Here is a 15,874-nt window from a genome sequence, read left to right on the forward strand (position 1 = left end):
CTGGATGAGTCGGTCATCTAGACTTGGTGTCGATAGGAACAGGTGAGTTCGGTTGATATGGGGATGAGAATAATAAAAATAACGGAAAGATTTCAGCTGGCCCTGCCGGGCAGGGCCAAACCGTTTAGCACGAGATCAACTTAAATCGACATCCTTATGCCCGAAAAGCCACGTCAGGATAAACCCGGAAATATACGAAATAACCAGACCAGCCACATACACCAGCATCCCGGCGAAAATACCTTGGGCTGATGTCATCAGAGGAATAGATACCAAGCCAGATGGGCCAAACACGGTATTCAGGCCCACCGGTAATCCCAACCAGGCAACAAGGCCAATAAAGAAGCCGCCGACAGCACCGCCTAAACATGCGGTAATAAAAGGCTTCAGGCGTGGTAACGTTACGCCATAAATAAGCGGCTCACCGATCCCCAGTAGCCCAGGGAAAATAGCCCCTTTAATCTGTGTCCGCAGGACTGAACCTTTTGGCGAACGAGCATAAAGTGCCAGTGCCGCACCCACCTGACCGGCACCCGCCATGGCCAGAATAGGGAATAATGAGTTAAATCCTTGTGCATCCATTAAGGCGAAATAGACCGGAACAAACCCTTGGTGGATACCAAACACTACTGCAATCAGGAATAACCCTGCCAGAATGGCAGTACCAAACGGGTTACCATTCAAATGCATAAACAGCCATGACATCCCCTTAAACAGCTCGCCACCCACTGGCATGATAACAACGAAAGTGATTGCTCCTGTAGCGAGTAACGTTATCGCCGATGTCAGGATCATATCCAGATTATCAGGGATAAAACGGCGCACCTGTCGCTCAATCCATGCGCCCAAGATACAGGCCAACAGAACCCCAATGATATTGCCGCGCGGGTCAATTGCCAGACCAAAGAAGTTTTCCATGCCACCGTAGTAGCCGACGGTACCTTCCGGCACATAGCGTAAAATAAATAGCGAAGCGATAATTGCGCCGTTGACCCCCGTCCCACCAAAGGCTTGCTGCGTATTAAAGCCAATCAGAATGCTAAGGAAAGTGAACAAGCCGATGCTAAATACTTTCATGTATGCAATCAGTGCCGCCAGCCATGGAGACTGAATAACGCCGTCCAATGCCAGTGTCTGCTGGAGTAATGTTGCTATCCCCAATAGTAATCCTGCGGCAATGAACCCTGGAATGAGTGGGGTAAAAATGGTGGCGAATTTGGCCAGAAAACTATGAACAGCGCTTTTTTGTTTCGCTTTCATTTGCTGTTTTGTCTGGCTGGCTAGCACCTGCAAATCAACATCCTGAGCACTTTCATGTCCCTGCTGCGGTTCAGAACCCAGGAGCTTGTTCATCATCTCGCTGGCGGTCTGGGCTTTGCCCGGCCCGAGAATGATTTGCAGTTGATCATCGCTGTTCACCACCCCCATCACTCCAGGGATTTTTTTCAGGTCGTCATGTTGTATCAGTTGACGGTCTTTTAAGGTGAGACGGAGCCTTGTCATGCAGTTTCCGCAGACAATGATATTTTTACTCCCGCCCGTGAAGAGTAAAATTTGGTCTATCGTAGTGCCGGTTATTTTCGCCATAGTTATACTTTAATCTCCTGTAGCGCTTTACCGATAAATCCCTTATTTTTGTTAAGGATAGCGCTAGCTTCCTCAGCAGACATACCACTTAGGATCATCATAATGGCTGTTTTACAGTGTCGGTTGTACTCATTTCACTATTTTGATTACAGGAAATAGCCACTACGCTAGTGCCAACATGGCGTGCATAGGCCATAGCCCCCAATACATAAGGTGTGCGGCTACTTGCTGCAATGCCCACTAACACATCACGTGCATTAAAATTGAGGTTATGCAGGTATTGTTCACCCATTTTGCGGCTATCTTCTGCATTTTCAACTGCCTGTAAAATAGCAGTATTACCGCCAGCGATCAGCCCTACGACCATTTCTCGCAGCGTACCATAAGTTGGCGGGCATTCGCTCGCATCCAACATCACCAAGCGACCAGAAGTGGCTGCCCCACAGTAAATTAATCTGCCACCTTGCGCGAAAGCAGTACCTCTTTTTTGTTTTTATTATTTTGGATGGGTTGGCTAACCCCCGAGCTGCTCTTCAAAAAACGAATACACGGCTATTCTGGTAATAACTCATCCACAATATAAGGACATTGCTCATGAAGAGAGGTGTCTCCGCCGCACAAATCATCAATATGTCGAAAGATCTCTAAAATTGAATAGTTTGTTTGCGCGGGATGCTTACAGGGGGAAATCTATTGAAATCGTGTCAGTAATGGATAGGGAGTCGGAGCGGAAATAGAGCAGAATCCAGATACGAAAAAGCCCCGCTTTGCAGCGAGGCCTTATAAATAGTGGTGCCCGGACTCGGAATCGAACCAAGGACACGGGGATTTTCAATCCCCTGCTCTACCGACTGAGCTATCCGGGCAACGGGGCGCATTAAACCGTATTGGCCGCTGATCGTCAACGAATTTATGGTTTAAAACCACTAAAACTGTACTGACTGCTCTCTTTTCAGACAAAAGAACCAGAAATTATCTCAGGGCAGCGATAAAACTTAGTGGTAAATTACTTAACCCAGTGCGCCATTTTTACGGCATTGCGCGACTTCCAATACATCTTCAGCCAGGCGCTTGGCAATTTCAACATCGACGAGTTGACGTTTAACCAGCAGTTTGCTCAAACAACCTTCCAGAATCAGTTCCATCTGTTGTGCAACCATAGCTGCATCATCAGCGTCCATCTCTTGCAACAGCTCTTGGGTATAGAGTAGTGAGGCCTGTTTCTGCTGTTCAGCCAACTGGTGGATCGGGTGTTCATTATCGGGATAGAAACTGCATGCAGCAATAAATAAGCAACCGGGGTAACGCTGATTCTGCACTTGCTCACCTAGCGTCTGGTAACGCGCCAGTAACTTTTGTTTGGGTGATAAGGTCTCGTCCAGTTGCAATTGTCGCCGCCAGGTATCTATCTGCTGGCCATGAAAGCGCAGACAGTCATACAACAAAGCTTCACGATCCGGCCAGAAACGGGCCAGATCACTGACTTCAACTGACACCTCTTTTGCCAGCATCTCCAGCGTGGTGTTTGCCAGTCCTTGCTGCTCCAATAGATTGAGCGCACTGCTTAAAACTTGTTCACGTTGCACGTTGCTCTCCTCCAACCTCTTATCTGGCAAGTGTGGTTTACCACCGCCTATGGTGCAAATAGTCTATACCCTGCGTACTGATTAATAGACATCGGCAGGTATGGACATTTTCTGCCAGCAGACTCTGTACCTTATCATTACTACGGCGACATTTTTCTAACTCTTTACCCTTTAGTTGTTTGTTAATTTATAACGACAAAATCACCGCACGATTTTTGCTATTTAGCAGTCTGTGAAGCAGGGCGCATTTTATTGTGCATCTGCCTATAACGATTGGTGAATAACTCATGATTCCTGTTCTTTTGCCTGATGGTTTATTGGAACGGGGTTTCTATAATGATCATCGTGAACCGTAAATAGAAAAAATCTTACAAAACAGGCGCAAAATTAACGACTAACACCCACTGCCGTGTGCGCTGGCAACCTGAATTGCATCACGTCCTGCATCGAGCCGTCGTTCCATCCGGGCGTTCAATTATAAGGATCGAAAATGAGTCTGCAAAATTATCCTAATCAGTTCCGCCGCAACCTACAACAAGGGCAAACCCTTATTGGTTGCTGGAGTGCACTGGCAAATCATATTTCAGCCGAAGTGCTGGGCCTGGCGGGTTTTGACTGGTTGGTTCTGGACGGTGAACATGCGCCGAACGATGTTACGACGTTTATTCCACAACTCATGGCGCTGAAAGGCAGTAATAGCGCACCGGTTGTACGTGCGCCCTGTAATGAACCCATCATTATAAAACGCTTATTGGATATCGGTTTTTATAACTTCCTGATCCCGTTTGTTGAAAGCGAAGCAGAAGCCATACGTGCGGTTGCCTCAACCCGTTATCCACCGGCGGGGATCCGCGGGGTTTCTGTGTCTCATCGCGGTAACAATTACGGCACCGTACCCGACTACTTTGCCACCATCAACGACAACATCACCGTACTGGTGCAAATCGAAAGCCAGCAAGGGGTGGATAATATTGATGCTATCGCCGCCGTTGATGGGGTGGACGGTATTTTTGTTGGACCGGGCGATCTGTCGGCGGCACTGGGTTATCTGGGGCAGCCCAATCATCCCGAAGTACAAAAAGTGATTCGTCATATTTTTGATCGCGCTAAAGCACAGGGTAAGCCGAGCGGCATTTTGGCGCCAGTTGAAGCTGATGCCCGCCGTTATCTCGAATGGGGGGCAACCTTTGTCGCTGTTGGCAGTGATTTGGGCGTATTTCGTAGCGCGACTCAGGCGTTATGCGACAAATTTAAAAAATAACCATCAGTCTGTTTTGACAGCTTAGTACTGCCGCGTTGACGGCCTTCCGACTTAATTGAGGAGTAATAAATGAAAATCGGCTTTATTGGTTTAGGGATTATGGGAAAACCAATGAGTAAAAATCTGCTGAAAGCGGGCTACTCATTAACAGTCCTCGATCGTAATGCTGCGGTGCTGGATGAATTGATCACGGCTGGCGCGCGTACGGCAACGACACCAAAAGCGCTGGCAGCAGAATGCGATATCATCATTACCATGCTACCTAATTCGCCTCATGTAAAAGAAGTGGTACTGGGTGAAAACGGTGTTATTGAAGGTGCTAAACCGGGTTCTGTGCTGATTGATATGAGTTCGATTGCACCGCTGGTTAGCCGTGAAATCAGTGAAGCGCTGGCACTAAAGCAGGTTGCAATGTTGGACGCGCCAGTCAGTGGTGGTGAGCCAAAAGCTATCGATGGCACCTTGTCAGTGATGGTGGGTGGTGATAAAGCGGTATTCGAGAGCTGTTTCGAGGTGATGAAAGCCATGGGGGGATCGGTGGTGCATACTGGTGATATTGGTGCTGGTAATGTGACTAAACTGGCCAATCAGGTGATTGTCGCACTGAATATTGCCGCGATGTCTGAAGCCTTGGTGCTGGCAACTAAGGCGGGAGTGAACCCTGATCTGGTATTCCAAGCGATCCGTGGTGGTCTGGCAGGCAGTACCGTGTTGGAAGCCAAGGCACCGATGGTGATGGATCGTAACTTCAAACCAGGCTTCCGTATCGATCTACATATCAAAGACTTAGCTAATGCCCTCGACACCTCACATGGCGTCGGTGCTCAGTTGCCCCTGACCGCAGCCGTGATGGAGATGATGCAGGCGCTGAAAGCTGATGGTTTGGGCACCGCTGACCACAGTGCATTGGCGTGTTATTACGAGAAATTGGCTAAAGTTGAAGTCACTCGTTAATCGGTGGCACCGGTGCCTGCGGGTGCCGGGCTACTGGGTAACAGGGCTATACTGGTAAGCATTCCGTTATCCTGAGCGGCCGGTTTATAACGTCGGAGCCTGTGCGGTATTGGATAGCTCATGAGATTGAATCATTTATGAAAATAGTCATCGCCCCAGACTCTTATAAAGAAAGCTTATCTGCGCTGGATGTTGCGGTGCAGATTGAAGCGGGTTTTCGCACTCAATTTCCCGATGCACAATATATCAAATTGCCGGTCGCGGATGGTGGTGAAGGTACCGTTGAGGCCATGGTCTCGGCCACCACTGGCCGGATTATTCAGGTCAATGTGACCGGCCCGTTAGGTGACGAAGTTGCGGCTTTTTACGGAATATCCGGTGATGAAAAATCGGCTTTTATTGAAATGGCGGCCGCCAGCGGGCTAGAGCTGGTTCCACCAGAACTGCGCAACCCACTGAAAACCACCTCCTACGGTACCGGCGAATTGATTTGTAATGCGCTGGATCAGGGGGTCAAACATATAATTATCGGCATCGGTGGCAGTGCCACCAATGATGGCGGTGCGGGCATGGTGCAAGCGCTGGGTGTCAAACTGCTGGATAAGCAGGGTAAGCAGATTGGTTTTGGCGGCGGGAAGCTGGCTGAACTGGATGTTATTGATATCTCAGGACTGGATCCGCGGATTAAGCAGTGCCAAATCGATGTTGCTTGTGATGTCACCAATCCACTGACTGGCAGTGAAGGGGCATCGGCTATTTTTGGGCGGCAGAAAGGGGCGACACCTGAGATGGTTAGCCAACTGGATGACGGTTTGCAGCATTATGCAGGTATCATTAAACGTTATCTTGATATTGATGTTGACCAGGTTGAAGGCGCTGGCGCGGCGGGTGGTTTAGGCGCGGCATTACTGGCGTTTTGCGGTGCAACCTTAAGTCCCGGTATTGATATTGTTACCGATGCTCTTGGTCTGGACGCTTTGGTTAGGGACGCGACATTTGTTATTACCGGCGAAGGGCGCATTGATAGCCAAACCATTCACGGCAAAGTGCCGATTGGTGTCGCGAGAGTTGCCAAACGTTATAATAAGCCAGTGATTGGTATTGCCGGTAGCCTGACAGATGATGTTGATGTGGTGTATGAGCATGGTCTGGATGCGGTATTCAGCGTGATCTACAGTATCTGTACTCTGGAGCAGGCACTGGATAATGCGGCAGCTAATGTGTTTATGACCGCACGCAATATTGCCGCCACGCTGGCGATGGGGATGGCTGTCGGTAAATCAGCGCAAGAAAGTAAATAACACGCTTTTGGTCATAACCATCCACCGGTAAATCTCTATCAGGGCTAACGATTGATTGGCCCTGATTTCCTCGTTGGCGCTCAACTTTGCCAGCAACATGCCCCCGGTCTTGCCATTTATGTGACCCGTCCCTCAACTCTCTTTCTTTGTGGTGTGAATTGGGCGTTTGTCCAATGTATTCCCCTTCCAGACCTCATATGCTGGTGCATCAGCCCAGACTGAGGCCCATTCATGAGTGTATATAATCTTGACCCCCGGCTAGCCCAGGATATTGTTACCCGTACCATGAAGATCATTGATACCAATATTAATGTGATGGATGGTAAAGGGCGGATCATTGGTAGTGGTGATGAAGAGCGCCTTGGCGAACTGCATGAAGGGGCGCTCTTGTCGCTGTCTCATGGCCGGATTGTCGATATCGATGAAGCTGTTGCTCGCCAGTTGCACGGGGTGAGGCCAGGGATCAACCTGCCATTGCGCCTTGAGGGCGAAATCGTGGGGGTGATTGGCCTAACCGGCAACCCGGGGCAACTACGTCAATATGGCGAACTGGTGTGCATGGCAGCAGAGATGATGATGGAGCAGGCGCGGTTGGTGCATCTGCTGGCGCAGGATAGCCGTCTGCGTGAAGAGTTGGTATTGAACTTGATCCGCACCGAAGAGATATCACCGGCACTGATTGAATGGGCGCAGCGCCTTGGGGTGGATATCAATGAACCACGGGTCGTAGCCGTGGTGGATGTGGACAGCGGCCAGTTGAGTGTCGACAGTGCTATGTCGGAATTACAAGAGCTGCAAACCCTGTTGACGACGCCAGAGCGCAATAATCTGATTGCGATTGTTTCACTGACTGAGATGGTGGTGCTTAAACCGGCGCTAAATAGCCATGGCCGCTGGGATGCTATTGATCACCGGCGGCGTATGGAGTCTTTGCTGTCGCGCATGACTGAGCGGGGCCGCTTGCGAGTGCGCCTGTCGCTTGGCAATTTCTTTACCGGGCCGGGCAGTATTGCGCGCTCATACCGTACCGCTCGTACTACCATGGCGGTCGGTAAGCAACGGATGCCGGAGCAACGCAGCTATTACTATCAGGATTTGGTGTTACCGGTATTGCTTGATAGTTTGCGTGGTGGCTGGCAGGCCAATGAATTAGCCTTACCACTGGCTAAATTACGGGCGATGGACAGTAACGGTCTGTTGCGGCGCACTCTGGCCTGCTGGTTCCGTAATAACGTGCAGCCAACGGCTACTGCCAAAGCGTTATTTATTCATCGCAATACCCTGGAGTATCGGTTGAATCGTATTTCCGAACTGACCGGTTTAGATTTAGCGAACTTTGATGATCGCTTGCTGCTGTATGTGGCGCTTCAATTGGGCGAGCAGGAGTAGAGATAGATGTGATAGCAAGAAGAGCAGGCCGAGTGAGTGTCACCCGGCCTGATGATTCACTGATACTTAGGTCACTGGTGCCGGATTAAACACCGCCAAGGCATTGCGCAGCCCCCATTGATCGGACCACGTCCGTTTGCGGTCACTGGCAATATCCAGAATAAATTCAAATAATTGCTGACCAACCTCTTCAATAGTGGCATCACCTGTCGCAATGGTTCCGGCATCGATATCCATCAGGTCATGCCAGCGGTTAGCCAGATCAGTGCGGGTTGCCATTTTGATTACCGGCACTGCCGCCAGACCATAAGGGGTGCCGCGCCCGGTGGTAAATACCTGAACGGTAATACCAGATGCTAACTGTTGCGTGCCGCAGACAAAATCACTGGCTGGGGTGGCTGCAAAAATCAGCCCACGCTTGGTGGGGCGCTGCCCCGGTGAAAGCACTTCCACAATGGCGCTGCGGCCGGATTTGGCAATGGAACCGAGTGCTTTTTCCACGACGTTTGCCAATCCGCCCTTTTTATTCCCAGGTGAAGGGTTGGCGCTACGATCGGTTTTGCCGGTTTCGAGATAGTCGTCGTACCATTTCATCTCTTCCAGTAACCTTCTGCCAACCTCCTCGTTAATCGCCCGCGGGGTTAACAGATGGATAGCATCACGCACTTCCGTGACTTCAGAGAACATGACGGTTGCGCCGCAACGCACCAGTAAGTCCGAAGCATAGCCCACTGCAGGGTTGGCGGTTACGCCAGAAAAAGCGTCACTGCCACCGCATTGCATACCGACCACCAATTCAGAGGCCGGGCAGGTTTCACGTTGGCGCATATTCAGGCGTTGCAGGTGCTTTTCCGCCACTTGCAGAATGTCATCGACCATGGAACGGAAGCCGACGTGTTTCTCATCCTGCAAGCGCACGATATTGCTTTCATCCAGTGAGATAACCTGCACGTCAGGTGTCCCTTCCAGCAGCCGCTCGGGTTGGAGCTTTTCACAACCGAGACCGACGACCATCACTTCGCCACCAAAATTGGGGTTAAGGGCCAAGTTATGAATAGTGCGAATGGGCACTACCGCTGCTGGGGCATTGATTGCCACTCCACAGCCATATAAGTGATTCAGTGCAACTACGCCATCGACATTGGGATATTTGGGTAGTAGGGTGCGCTCAATGATATTGACCACATAATCCACCACGCCAGCGACGCAATGTACGCTGGTGGTAATCGCGAGTAGGTTTTTGGTCCCGACACTGCCGTCAGCGTTGCGATAGCCCTCAAAGGTATAACCTTCCAGTGGTGGCAGAGCCTCGGGGACTGCGGTGGCAAGGGGTAAGGTCTCCAGTGCAGGTGCGGCAGGTAATTCAACCAACGATTCATCTATCCAGCCGCCGCGAGCGATATCCCGCACTGCCAGACCAATCACCTCAGCATAACGAATGATTGGGCCGCCTTTAGGAATATCGACCAAAGCCACTTTATGGCCTTGTGGCACATGCTCAATAAGTTCAAGGCCACATTTAAACCGGGTGCCAGCACATAGGCCATTGTTATTAACCACAATGGCAACATTATCCGCGTCCTGTACTTTAATATAAAGCGGGTTGTCTACAGGACTATTACAAGTGCTCATAATATTTCCCTTATATACCCTTTAATTTTTTTTGGGTACGATAATTATGTTGATAACATAACTGTTATTTTTATCAATACAGCCATTATTTGTCTTAAACATAATGCTCACTAGCTTGTAAATAAGTATACGCCGCTAAAAAGAGCAAGGCATTGTGCGGATGACCTAGATGCTAATGGGTTTAGTGTCTATTTTTGTTCGCAAGCCCAAAAGCAGGTGAGCATTATCACGAAAAGGTCATTTATCGCCGACATACTTTGACATTAAAAACGCATATAAAAAAAGCCCTTCGACAAAGGGCTATGTTAAAAAGGGGTACGCGGGCTTTTATTATGCTGATGCTTTGATATCAAATGAGGCTATGCCAATATTAATAACAGAGGCGATATTGCGAGAAGCAGTTCTGATATTTTCAGTTGCCTGAGAGAGTGCATCGTCAAGTGTACAAATATGGTAAATAATACTGAAAATAGCATCAACACCATGTTGATGAACAATGTTGGCATCGGTAGCCAGGCTGCCGGCAATACCAATCACTGGTTTATTGTATTTTTTGGCTAATCGAGCGACACCGACCGGGACTTTGCCATTGATACTTTGGCTGTCTATCCGGCCTTCACCGGTCAGAACGAAATGACAGTCTTTGATATAGGTTTCCAGGTCTAATGCTTCCGCGACTATCTCCACGCCCTGGCGCAACTCTGCACCGCAAAATGCTAACAATGCGGCCCCCATACCGCCAGCGGCCCCCGCGCCGGGTATCCTATCTACGTCTATTCCCAGATATTGTTTAACCATCTGCGCGTAATGGACCAGGTTATTATCCAGTATCACAATTATTGCGGCCGTAGCCCCCTTCTGTGGGCCAAAAATAGCGGAAGCACCTTGCTCACCGGTCAGCGGATTGGTCACATCACAAGCGACTTCAATGCGGCAATCTTTAAGGCGTGGGTCCAGCTGCGACACATCTATCGAGGCAATGTTATGTAAACTGCCGCCACCAAAATCAATCTCTGCGCCGTAGGCGTTACGCAATTTGGCTCCTAGCGCCTGTACCATACCTGCACCGCCATCGTTGGTGGCACTGCCACCGATACCGATAATAATATGACGCACGCCTGTTTGCAGCGCCGCACGGATTAATTCACCGGTACCGTAGGAGGTAGTGTTTAACGGGTTCCTCAATTCGGGAGGGACCAATTCCAGTCCGCTGGCCGCTGCCATCTCAATAAAAGCCGACTTCCTATCACCTGATAATCCCCAGAAAGCCTGGATTTTATTACCCAGCGGCCCGGTAACATCAGTCATGATTTTTTGGCCGCCGGTTGCGCTGATCATGGCGTCGACAGTGCCTTCACCACCATCAGCCACGGGGATCTTGATGTATTCAGCATAAGGGAATATTTCTCTAAAACCTTGTTCAATAGCCTGAGCTACTGCTATTGCCGATAAACTTTCTTTATAAGAGTCTGGTGCGATGACTATTTTCATTAGGTGTCCTGTCGCTATATTTCAAACAACAAGTGCCCCATAAGAGGCACCTATTGTTATTCCCTTAAGATGTTTTCAATTCCAGACGTTTGATATCGCCTACAACAAATAAGTAGCAGAACATAGCCATAATGGCAGAGCATCCAACAAAGATTAATGCGGCATTAAAGGAGTGTAATTCTTTCACCAGATAACCGATAACCAGCGGTGTGACAATAGAGGCGACGTTACCAAATACGTTAAATAATCCGCCACATAAACCAACAATTTCTTTTGGTGCGGTATCAGCAATAACTGGCCAGCCCAATGCACCGAAACCTTTACCAAAGAAGGCCAATGCCATCAGTGCGACCACCACTACGTCACTATCGACGTAGTTACACAGAATAATGCTTGATGCCAATAACATACCTAACACGATAGGGACTTTACGGGCAAAAGTCAGAGAGTGACCACGTTTAATGAGTGAGTCAGAGAATACGCCACCTAATACACCACCGGCAAATCCGCACAATGCCGGGATAGAGGCCACCATCCCCACTTTTAAAATAGACATCCCTTTATCTTGTACTAAATAAATGGGGAACCAGGTTAGGAAGAACCAGGTAATGGTATTAATAAAGTATTGACCAAAGAAGACACCTAACATCATTCGGCTAGCCAATAATTGCTTCAGATAATCTAATTTAGGACCGCTTTTATGACCGTCAGGTTTCTTGTGGTCCATATCGACAACAGCACCACCTTGTTTTATGTATTCAAGTTCAGATGCAGACATACCCGGGTGATCGGTCGGGTTATGGATAAATTTAACCCAGGCAATGGTTAATACGAAACCTAGCCCGCCCATCACAGTAAATACATGCTGCCAGCCCCAGGCAAAGGTTAAATAACCTAATAACGGAGAGAAAAGGGCCAGAGAGAAGTATTGTGCAGAGTTAAAAATGGCTGAAGCGGTGCCTCTTTCTTTGGTTGGAAACCAGGCCGCGACAATTCTGGCGTTAGCCGGGAAAGAGGGGGCTTCAGAGAAACCTAACATAAAGCGCATGATAAACATGGAGATAGCGGCATACGCTATCGGGAACATGTCGACAAACCCTTGCGTAAAGGTAAATAACGACCAGAAGAACAGGCTATAGGTGTAGACCCGCTTGGAGCCGTAGCGGTCTAATAACCAACCACCCGGTATTTGCATTAGCAGGTAAGCCCAACCAAAGGCTGAGAAGATATAACCCATTGCAACAGCATCTAATTGCAATTCTTTTGCCACTTCGGTGCCTGCAATTGACAATGTTGCCCGGTCAGCATAGTTAATTGCAGTCACAATAAAGATAATCAATAATATTATATATCGGACGTGGGTCCGTTTTTCAGTCACAGCGGCTTCCAGACTCATTTTTATACCCTCTATAATCATTATTTAGGTTGCCGCATTTAAATTCGTTATGAATGAGATGCAATAACCTATTTTTTATTTGGTGTTATATAAATAAAAAAATCAATTTTCATAAATGTCTTCGTTAGCGCCAGATACATTATATGGAGCGGAGAAATAATTCGCATTGTGCATAGGCCCAAAAAAATGCGGCTAAATTATTTAATTGTTGTGTGGCTGTACAGCGAAGTGGGGTTATCATCACAAATACCCGTCGGACTTGAGGTTGCGACGGTGCGAGCGGTCTTACCGCAACAGCAACTAGTTTGGTTATATCCCAATGAGATTATTTTTAATCCTGATAATAAACTGATCTAGATCAAAATTATCTTTAGTATTCAGATGGGGTAAATAAACATCTAATTAACATTGTCCGAGTTAAATCTCTTTATTATTGTAAATAACTGGGTAAAATAACTGTGCTTAATCGATTCTTCCCGCTATTTATTACTCTTTATCTTCGTGCATTTGCCTATTTAATTATCCCGAAATATCAGCAATGGCACGATTCTTTTGCATTAAAAATTAATTGTAATAATACAATATTATAGACACTATGTTTGTAAGGTTAATGATTTGATAGAGTTGTGAATAGTTGTTGCAAATAATAATTATTTATCCGGCAATGGCGTGACTTCTGGGAAGAAATAAGATGAATCCATTTATTGTGGCTGACGCCGAAAGTTGTATTGGCTGTCGGAGCTGTGAAGTAGCTTGTGTGGTCGCTCATCATGAGGGGACATTCCCTGATAAACCTGACTATTTCACACCTCGGGTGAAAGTATTTAAAGGTAACCAAAGTGCCACTGCGGTCTTTTGTCACCATTGTGAAGATGCCCCTTGTGCCAGCACTTGCCCGAATGGTGCCATCGTTGAGTTAAATAACAGTGTTCAGGTTATTCAGGAAAAATGTATCGGCTGCAAAACCTGCATGATCGCCTGCCCGTTTGGCATGATGACGGTGGTGACCGAGACGGTACAACCTGCGAGTCATCGTCTGGCCGATGCCTATCAACGTACTGAAGCACAGAAATGCGACCTTTGTATTGATCAGCCTGATGGCCCTGCTTGTATCAAAACCTGTCCGACGCAGGCCCTGACACTGGTTGATCAACATTATCTACTCCGGCAACAGCAGCAAAAGCGCCAGCGCACCGCATTGAATGAGCACAATGGCCGTTTGTTCAGTAGTGCTACTTCTGCTGGCGCGGCGCACTCATTCAGCCCACTGAGCAAAAATATTCGTGATGTGGCACCGGTTAATCTATTGCAGCGGCCACGAACACCGCGCCTTGAGCCTAAAAAAATCCCACTGGCGGAGCGTAAGGCAAGTTTTGCCGAGATCTATCTGCCGTTCACCGAAGGCCAAATCCATGAGCAGGCTGAACGTTGTTTAAATTGCGGTGATAAAACCATCTGTCAGTGGACCTGCCCGCTACATAACGCTATCCCGAAATGGATTTCATTGGCTCATCAGGGCCGTATTCATGAAGCAGCTGAGTTATCCCACCAAACCAGTAGTTTGCCAGAGATATGTGGCCGAGTTTGCCCGCAGGACCGTTTGTGTGAACAAGCTTGTACTTTAAACGACCACGATGGCGCAGTGACGATTGGTCAGATTGAACGGCATATTACGGAAACGGCATTAGCCACCGGCTGGCGGCCGGATATGTCGCAAGTCAAACCCACGGGTAAACGTGTTGCTATCATCGGTGCAGGGCCTGCGGGGTTAGGGTGTGCGGATATTCTGGTCCGTAACGGCATTACACCGGTGGTGTTTGATCGTTATCCCGAAATCGGTGGTTTGTTAACCTTTGGTATTCCGGCATTCAAATTAGAGAAAGGTGTGATGACCCGTCGGCGTGAGATTTTTAGCGAGATGGGTGTCGAGTTCTGCCTAAATACCGAGATTGGGCGGGATATCACCATGGAGAGCCTGCTTAGTGATTTCGATGCCCTATTCCTCGGCGTGGGAACATACCGTTCAATGCGCTCCGGGTTGGAAAATGAGGATGCTCAAGGGGTTTACGATGCTTTGCCATTCCTGATCGGCAATACCCAACACCTGATGGGGTACGCGGGCAGTGGTGCTCACCCTTATGTCAGCATGGAAAACCAACGGGTAGTGGTTTTGGGCGGCGGCGATACTGCGATGGATTGTGTGCGTACGTCGTTGCGCCATGGTGCTAGCAGCGTGATTTGTGCTTACCGCCGTGATGAAAAGAACATGCCTGGCTCCAAGCGAGAGGTGAAAAATGCGCGCGAGGAGGGGGCCGAATTTATGTTCAATCTTCAGCCACAAAAGATTGAGGTGGATGAACAGGGGCAGGTTACTGGTATCAAAATGGTTCGCACTGAAATGGGGCAGGCAGATGCTAAAGGGCGGCGGCAGGCCCGCCCAATCACCGGCTCCGAGCACATTATTCCGGCCGACGCGGTGATTATGGCCTTTGGTTTTAGCCCGCACCGTATGTCGTGGCTGGCAGAACACAATGTGGTGCTGGATAAGCAGGGGCGAGTGGTCGCACCGACGATTTCCGGTTACCCGTATCAAACCAGTAACCCAAAAATCTTTGCGGGTGGTGACATCGTGCGTGGCGCAGATCTGATTGTCACGGCCATTGCCGAGGGGCGCAAAGCGGCCGAAAGCATTGCTTATTATCTCAATGTTTTATAACCCCGGCGGCCAGGAGAGAAGATGAACCGATTTGTAATCGCCGATATGATGCAGTGCATTGGTTGCCGCACCTGTGAAATTGCCTGTGTGGTGGCGCACAGCCCCGATAATAACGCCAGCACCATTACGCCAGAGCAGTTCCATCCGCGCTTGAGCGTAATGAAAAGCTTTGCCGTCAGCACCCCAATTTTGTGTCATCAATGTGAGGATGCGCCCTGCGAGAACTCCTGCCCGAACGGTGCCATTGTCACAGGCATTCATGGGGTTCAGGTAATGGCATCTCGCTGTATTGGCTGCAAAACCTGCATGTTGGTCTGCCCATTCGGGGCGATGAATATGGTTGAGCAGCCAATCCATGACTCAATGGTACGGGCGCAAGCGCATAAATGTGATTTATGCCATTCCCGTGAGGCAGGCCCAGCCTGTATAGAAGTCTGCCCAACCAACGCATTGAAATTGGTGACGCCGATGGCGTTGGAAGCGCTACAGCGGGACAGGCAATTGCGCGCTGCTCGTGGTGCTGCGCCGGGTAACGTCCGGTAACCTTTGTGGTCATAAGGA

The 15,874-nt window shown here is 48.8% G+C and carries 11 protein-coding genes, 1 tRNA gene and 1 pseudogene; 6 read left to right on the forward strand and 7 right to left on the reverse strand.

Features of this window, described 5'->3' with window-relative positions:
- Positions 1–135 precede the first annotated feature (135 nt).
- The 4 genes and pseudogenes from murP to Q2T72_RS02045 all read right to left on the reverse strand — a co-directional run bounded on the left by murP (position 136) and on the right by Q2T72_RS02045 (position 3,173).
- The gene (gene murP / locus Q2T72_RS02030) at positions 136–1,587 is read right to left on the reverse strand and encodes a PTS N-acetylmuramic acid transporter subunit IIBC (protein ID WP_083161034.1); all 1,452 of its coding nucleotides are present in this window, start codon (positions 1,585–1,587) and stop codon (positions 136–138) included.
- A gap of 2 nt (positions 1,588–1,589) precedes the next feature.
- Positions 1,590–2,062 (reverse strand): annotated as a pseudogene (locus Q2T72_RS02035) (N-acetylmuramic acid 6-phosphate etherase); the annotation flags it as partial.
- A 315-nt stretch (positions 2,063–2,377) separates the two neighbouring features.
- A tRNA-Phe gene (locus tag Q2T72_RS02040) sits at positions 2,378–2,453 on the reverse strand.
- Between the two features lie 144 nt (positions 2,454–2,597).
- Entirely contained in the window at positions 2,598–3,173 is a 576-nt protein-coding gene (locus Q2T72_RS02045; protein WP_083161032.1) for a transcriptional regulator, read from the reverse strand.
- A 490-nt stretch (positions 3,174–3,663) separates the two neighbouring features.
- Between Q2T72_RS02045 and garL the strand changes: the two genes are divergently transcribed.
- From garL to Q2T72_RS02065, 4 genes are all read left to right on the forward strand, one after another.
- Positions 3,664–4,434: a 2-dehydro-3-deoxyglucarate aldolase gene (gene garL, locus Q2T72_RS02050; RefSeq protein ID WP_372557801.1), complete on the forward strand. Its 771-nt coding sequence runs from the start codon at positions 3,664–3,666 to the stop codon at positions 4,432–4,434.
- 69 nt (positions 4,435–4,503) lie between these two features.
- Positions 4,504–5,388 carry a 2-hydroxy-3-oxopropionate reductase gene (gene garR, locus Q2T72_RS02055; protein WP_083161028.1) on the forward strand — a complete coding sequence of 295 codons (885 nt, stop codon included), beginning with the start codon at positions 4,504–4,506 and terminating at the stop codon, positions 5,386–5,388.
- 137 nt (positions 5,389–5,525) lie between these two features.
- Positions 5,526–6,689: a glycerate kinase gene (locus Q2T72_RS02060; protein ID WP_372568564.1), complete on the forward strand. Its 1,164-nt coding sequence runs from the start codon at positions 5,526–5,528 to the stop codon at positions 6,687–6,689.
- Between the two features lie 231 nt (positions 6,690–6,920).
- Positions 6,921–8,078, forward strand: a complete 1,158-nt coding sequence (locus tag Q2T72_RS02065; RefSeq protein WP_019211377.1) for a CdaR family transcriptional regulator — start codon at positions 6,921–6,923, stop codon at positions 8,076–8,078.
- A gap of 66 nt (positions 8,079–8,144) precedes the next feature.
- Here Q2T72_RS02065 and garD read toward each other — a convergent pair whose 3' ends face one another.
- The 3 genes from garD to Q2T72_RS02080 all read right to left on the reverse strand — a co-directional run bounded on the left by garD (position 8,145) and on the right by Q2T72_RS02080 (position 12,597).
- The gene (garD, locus tag Q2T72_RS02070) at positions 8,145–9,710 is read right to left on the reverse strand and encodes a galactarate dehydratase (protein ID WP_372568565.1); all 1,566 of its coding nucleotides are present in this window, start codon (positions 9,708–9,710) and stop codon (positions 8,145–8,147) included.
- Between the two features lie 330 nt (positions 9,711–10,040).
- Positions 10,041–11,201, reverse strand: a complete 1,161-nt coding sequence (locus Q2T72_RS02075) for a glycerate kinase (protein ID WP_372568566.1) — start codon at positions 11,199–11,201, stop codon at positions 10,041–10,043.
- Between the two features lie 64 nt (positions 11,202–11,265).
- The gene (locus tag Q2T72_RS02080) at positions 11,266–12,597 is read right to left on the reverse strand and encodes an MFS transporter (protein ID WP_005187385.1); all 1,332 of its coding nucleotides are present in this window, start codon (positions 12,595–12,597) and stop codon (positions 11,266–11,268) included.
- Between the two features lie 691 nt (positions 12,598–13,288).
- Between Q2T72_RS02080 and aegA the strand changes: the two genes are divergently transcribed.
- Positions 13,289–15,313 carry a formate-dependent uric acid utilization protein AegA gene (gene aegA / locus Q2T72_RS02085; protein WP_083161020.1) on the forward strand — a complete coding sequence of 675 codons (2,025 nt, stop codon included), beginning with the start codon at positions 13,289–13,291 and terminating at the stop codon, positions 15,311–15,313.
- 21 nt (positions 15,314–15,334) lie between these two features.
- Complete coding sequence (locus tag Q2T72_RS02090; protein ID WP_372568567.1) at positions 15,335–15,856, forward strand: 4Fe-4S dicluster domain-containing protein; 522 nt, start codon at positions 15,335–15,337, stop codon at positions 15,854–15,856.
- Positions 15,857–15,874: the final 18 nt, after the last annotated feature.

The organism is Yersinia sp. 2466 StPb PI (genome assembly GCF_041538325.1).
Lineage (GTDB): Bacteria > Pseudomonadota > Gammaproteobacteria > Enterobacterales > Enterobacteriaceae > Yersinia > Yersinia enterocolitica_E.

What these genes read in the sequence shown, in the direction of transcription:
- garR (WP_083161028.1), top strand. Translation starts at nt 4,504, where the DNA reads ATGAAAATCGGCTTTATTGGTTTAGGGATTATGGGAAAACCAATGAGT.
- Q2T72_RS02065 (WP_019211377.1), top strand. Translation starts at nt 6,921, where the DNA reads ATGAGTGTATATAATCTTGACCCCCGGCTAGCCCAGGATATTGTTACC.
- murP (WP_083161034.1), bottom strand. Translation starts at nt 1,587, where the DNA reads ATGGCGAAAATAACCGGCACTACGATAGACCAAATTTTACTCTTCACG.
- aegA (WP_083161020.1), top strand. Translation starts at nt 13,289, where the DNA reads ATGAATCCATTTATTGTGGCTGACGCCGAAAGTTGTATTGGCTGTCGG.
- Q2T72_RS02090 (WP_372568567.1), top strand. Translation starts at nt 15,335, where the DNA reads ATGAACCGATTTGTAATCGCCGATATGATGCAGTGCATTGGTTGCCGC.
- Q2T72_RS02080 (WP_005187385.1), bottom strand. Translation starts at nt 12,597, where the DNA reads ATGAGTCTGGAAGCCGCTGTGACTGAAAAACGGACCCACGTCCGATAT.
- Q2T72_RS02060 (WP_372568564.1), top strand. Translation starts at nt 5,526, where the DNA reads ATGAAAATAGTCATCGCCCCAGACTCTTATAAAGAAAGCTTATCTGCG.
- garD (WP_372568565.1), bottom strand. Translation starts at nt 9,710, where the DNA reads ATGAGCACTTGTAATAGTCCTGTAGACAACCCGCTTTATATTAAAGTA.
- garL (WP_372557801.1), top strand. Translation starts at nt 3,664, where the DNA reads ATGAGTCTGCAAAATTATCCTAATCAGTTCCGCCGCAACCTACAACAA.
- Q2T72_RS02075 (WP_372568566.1), bottom strand. Translation starts at nt 11,201, where the DNA reads ATGAAAATAGTCATCGCACCAGACTCTTATAAAGAAAGTTTATCGGCA.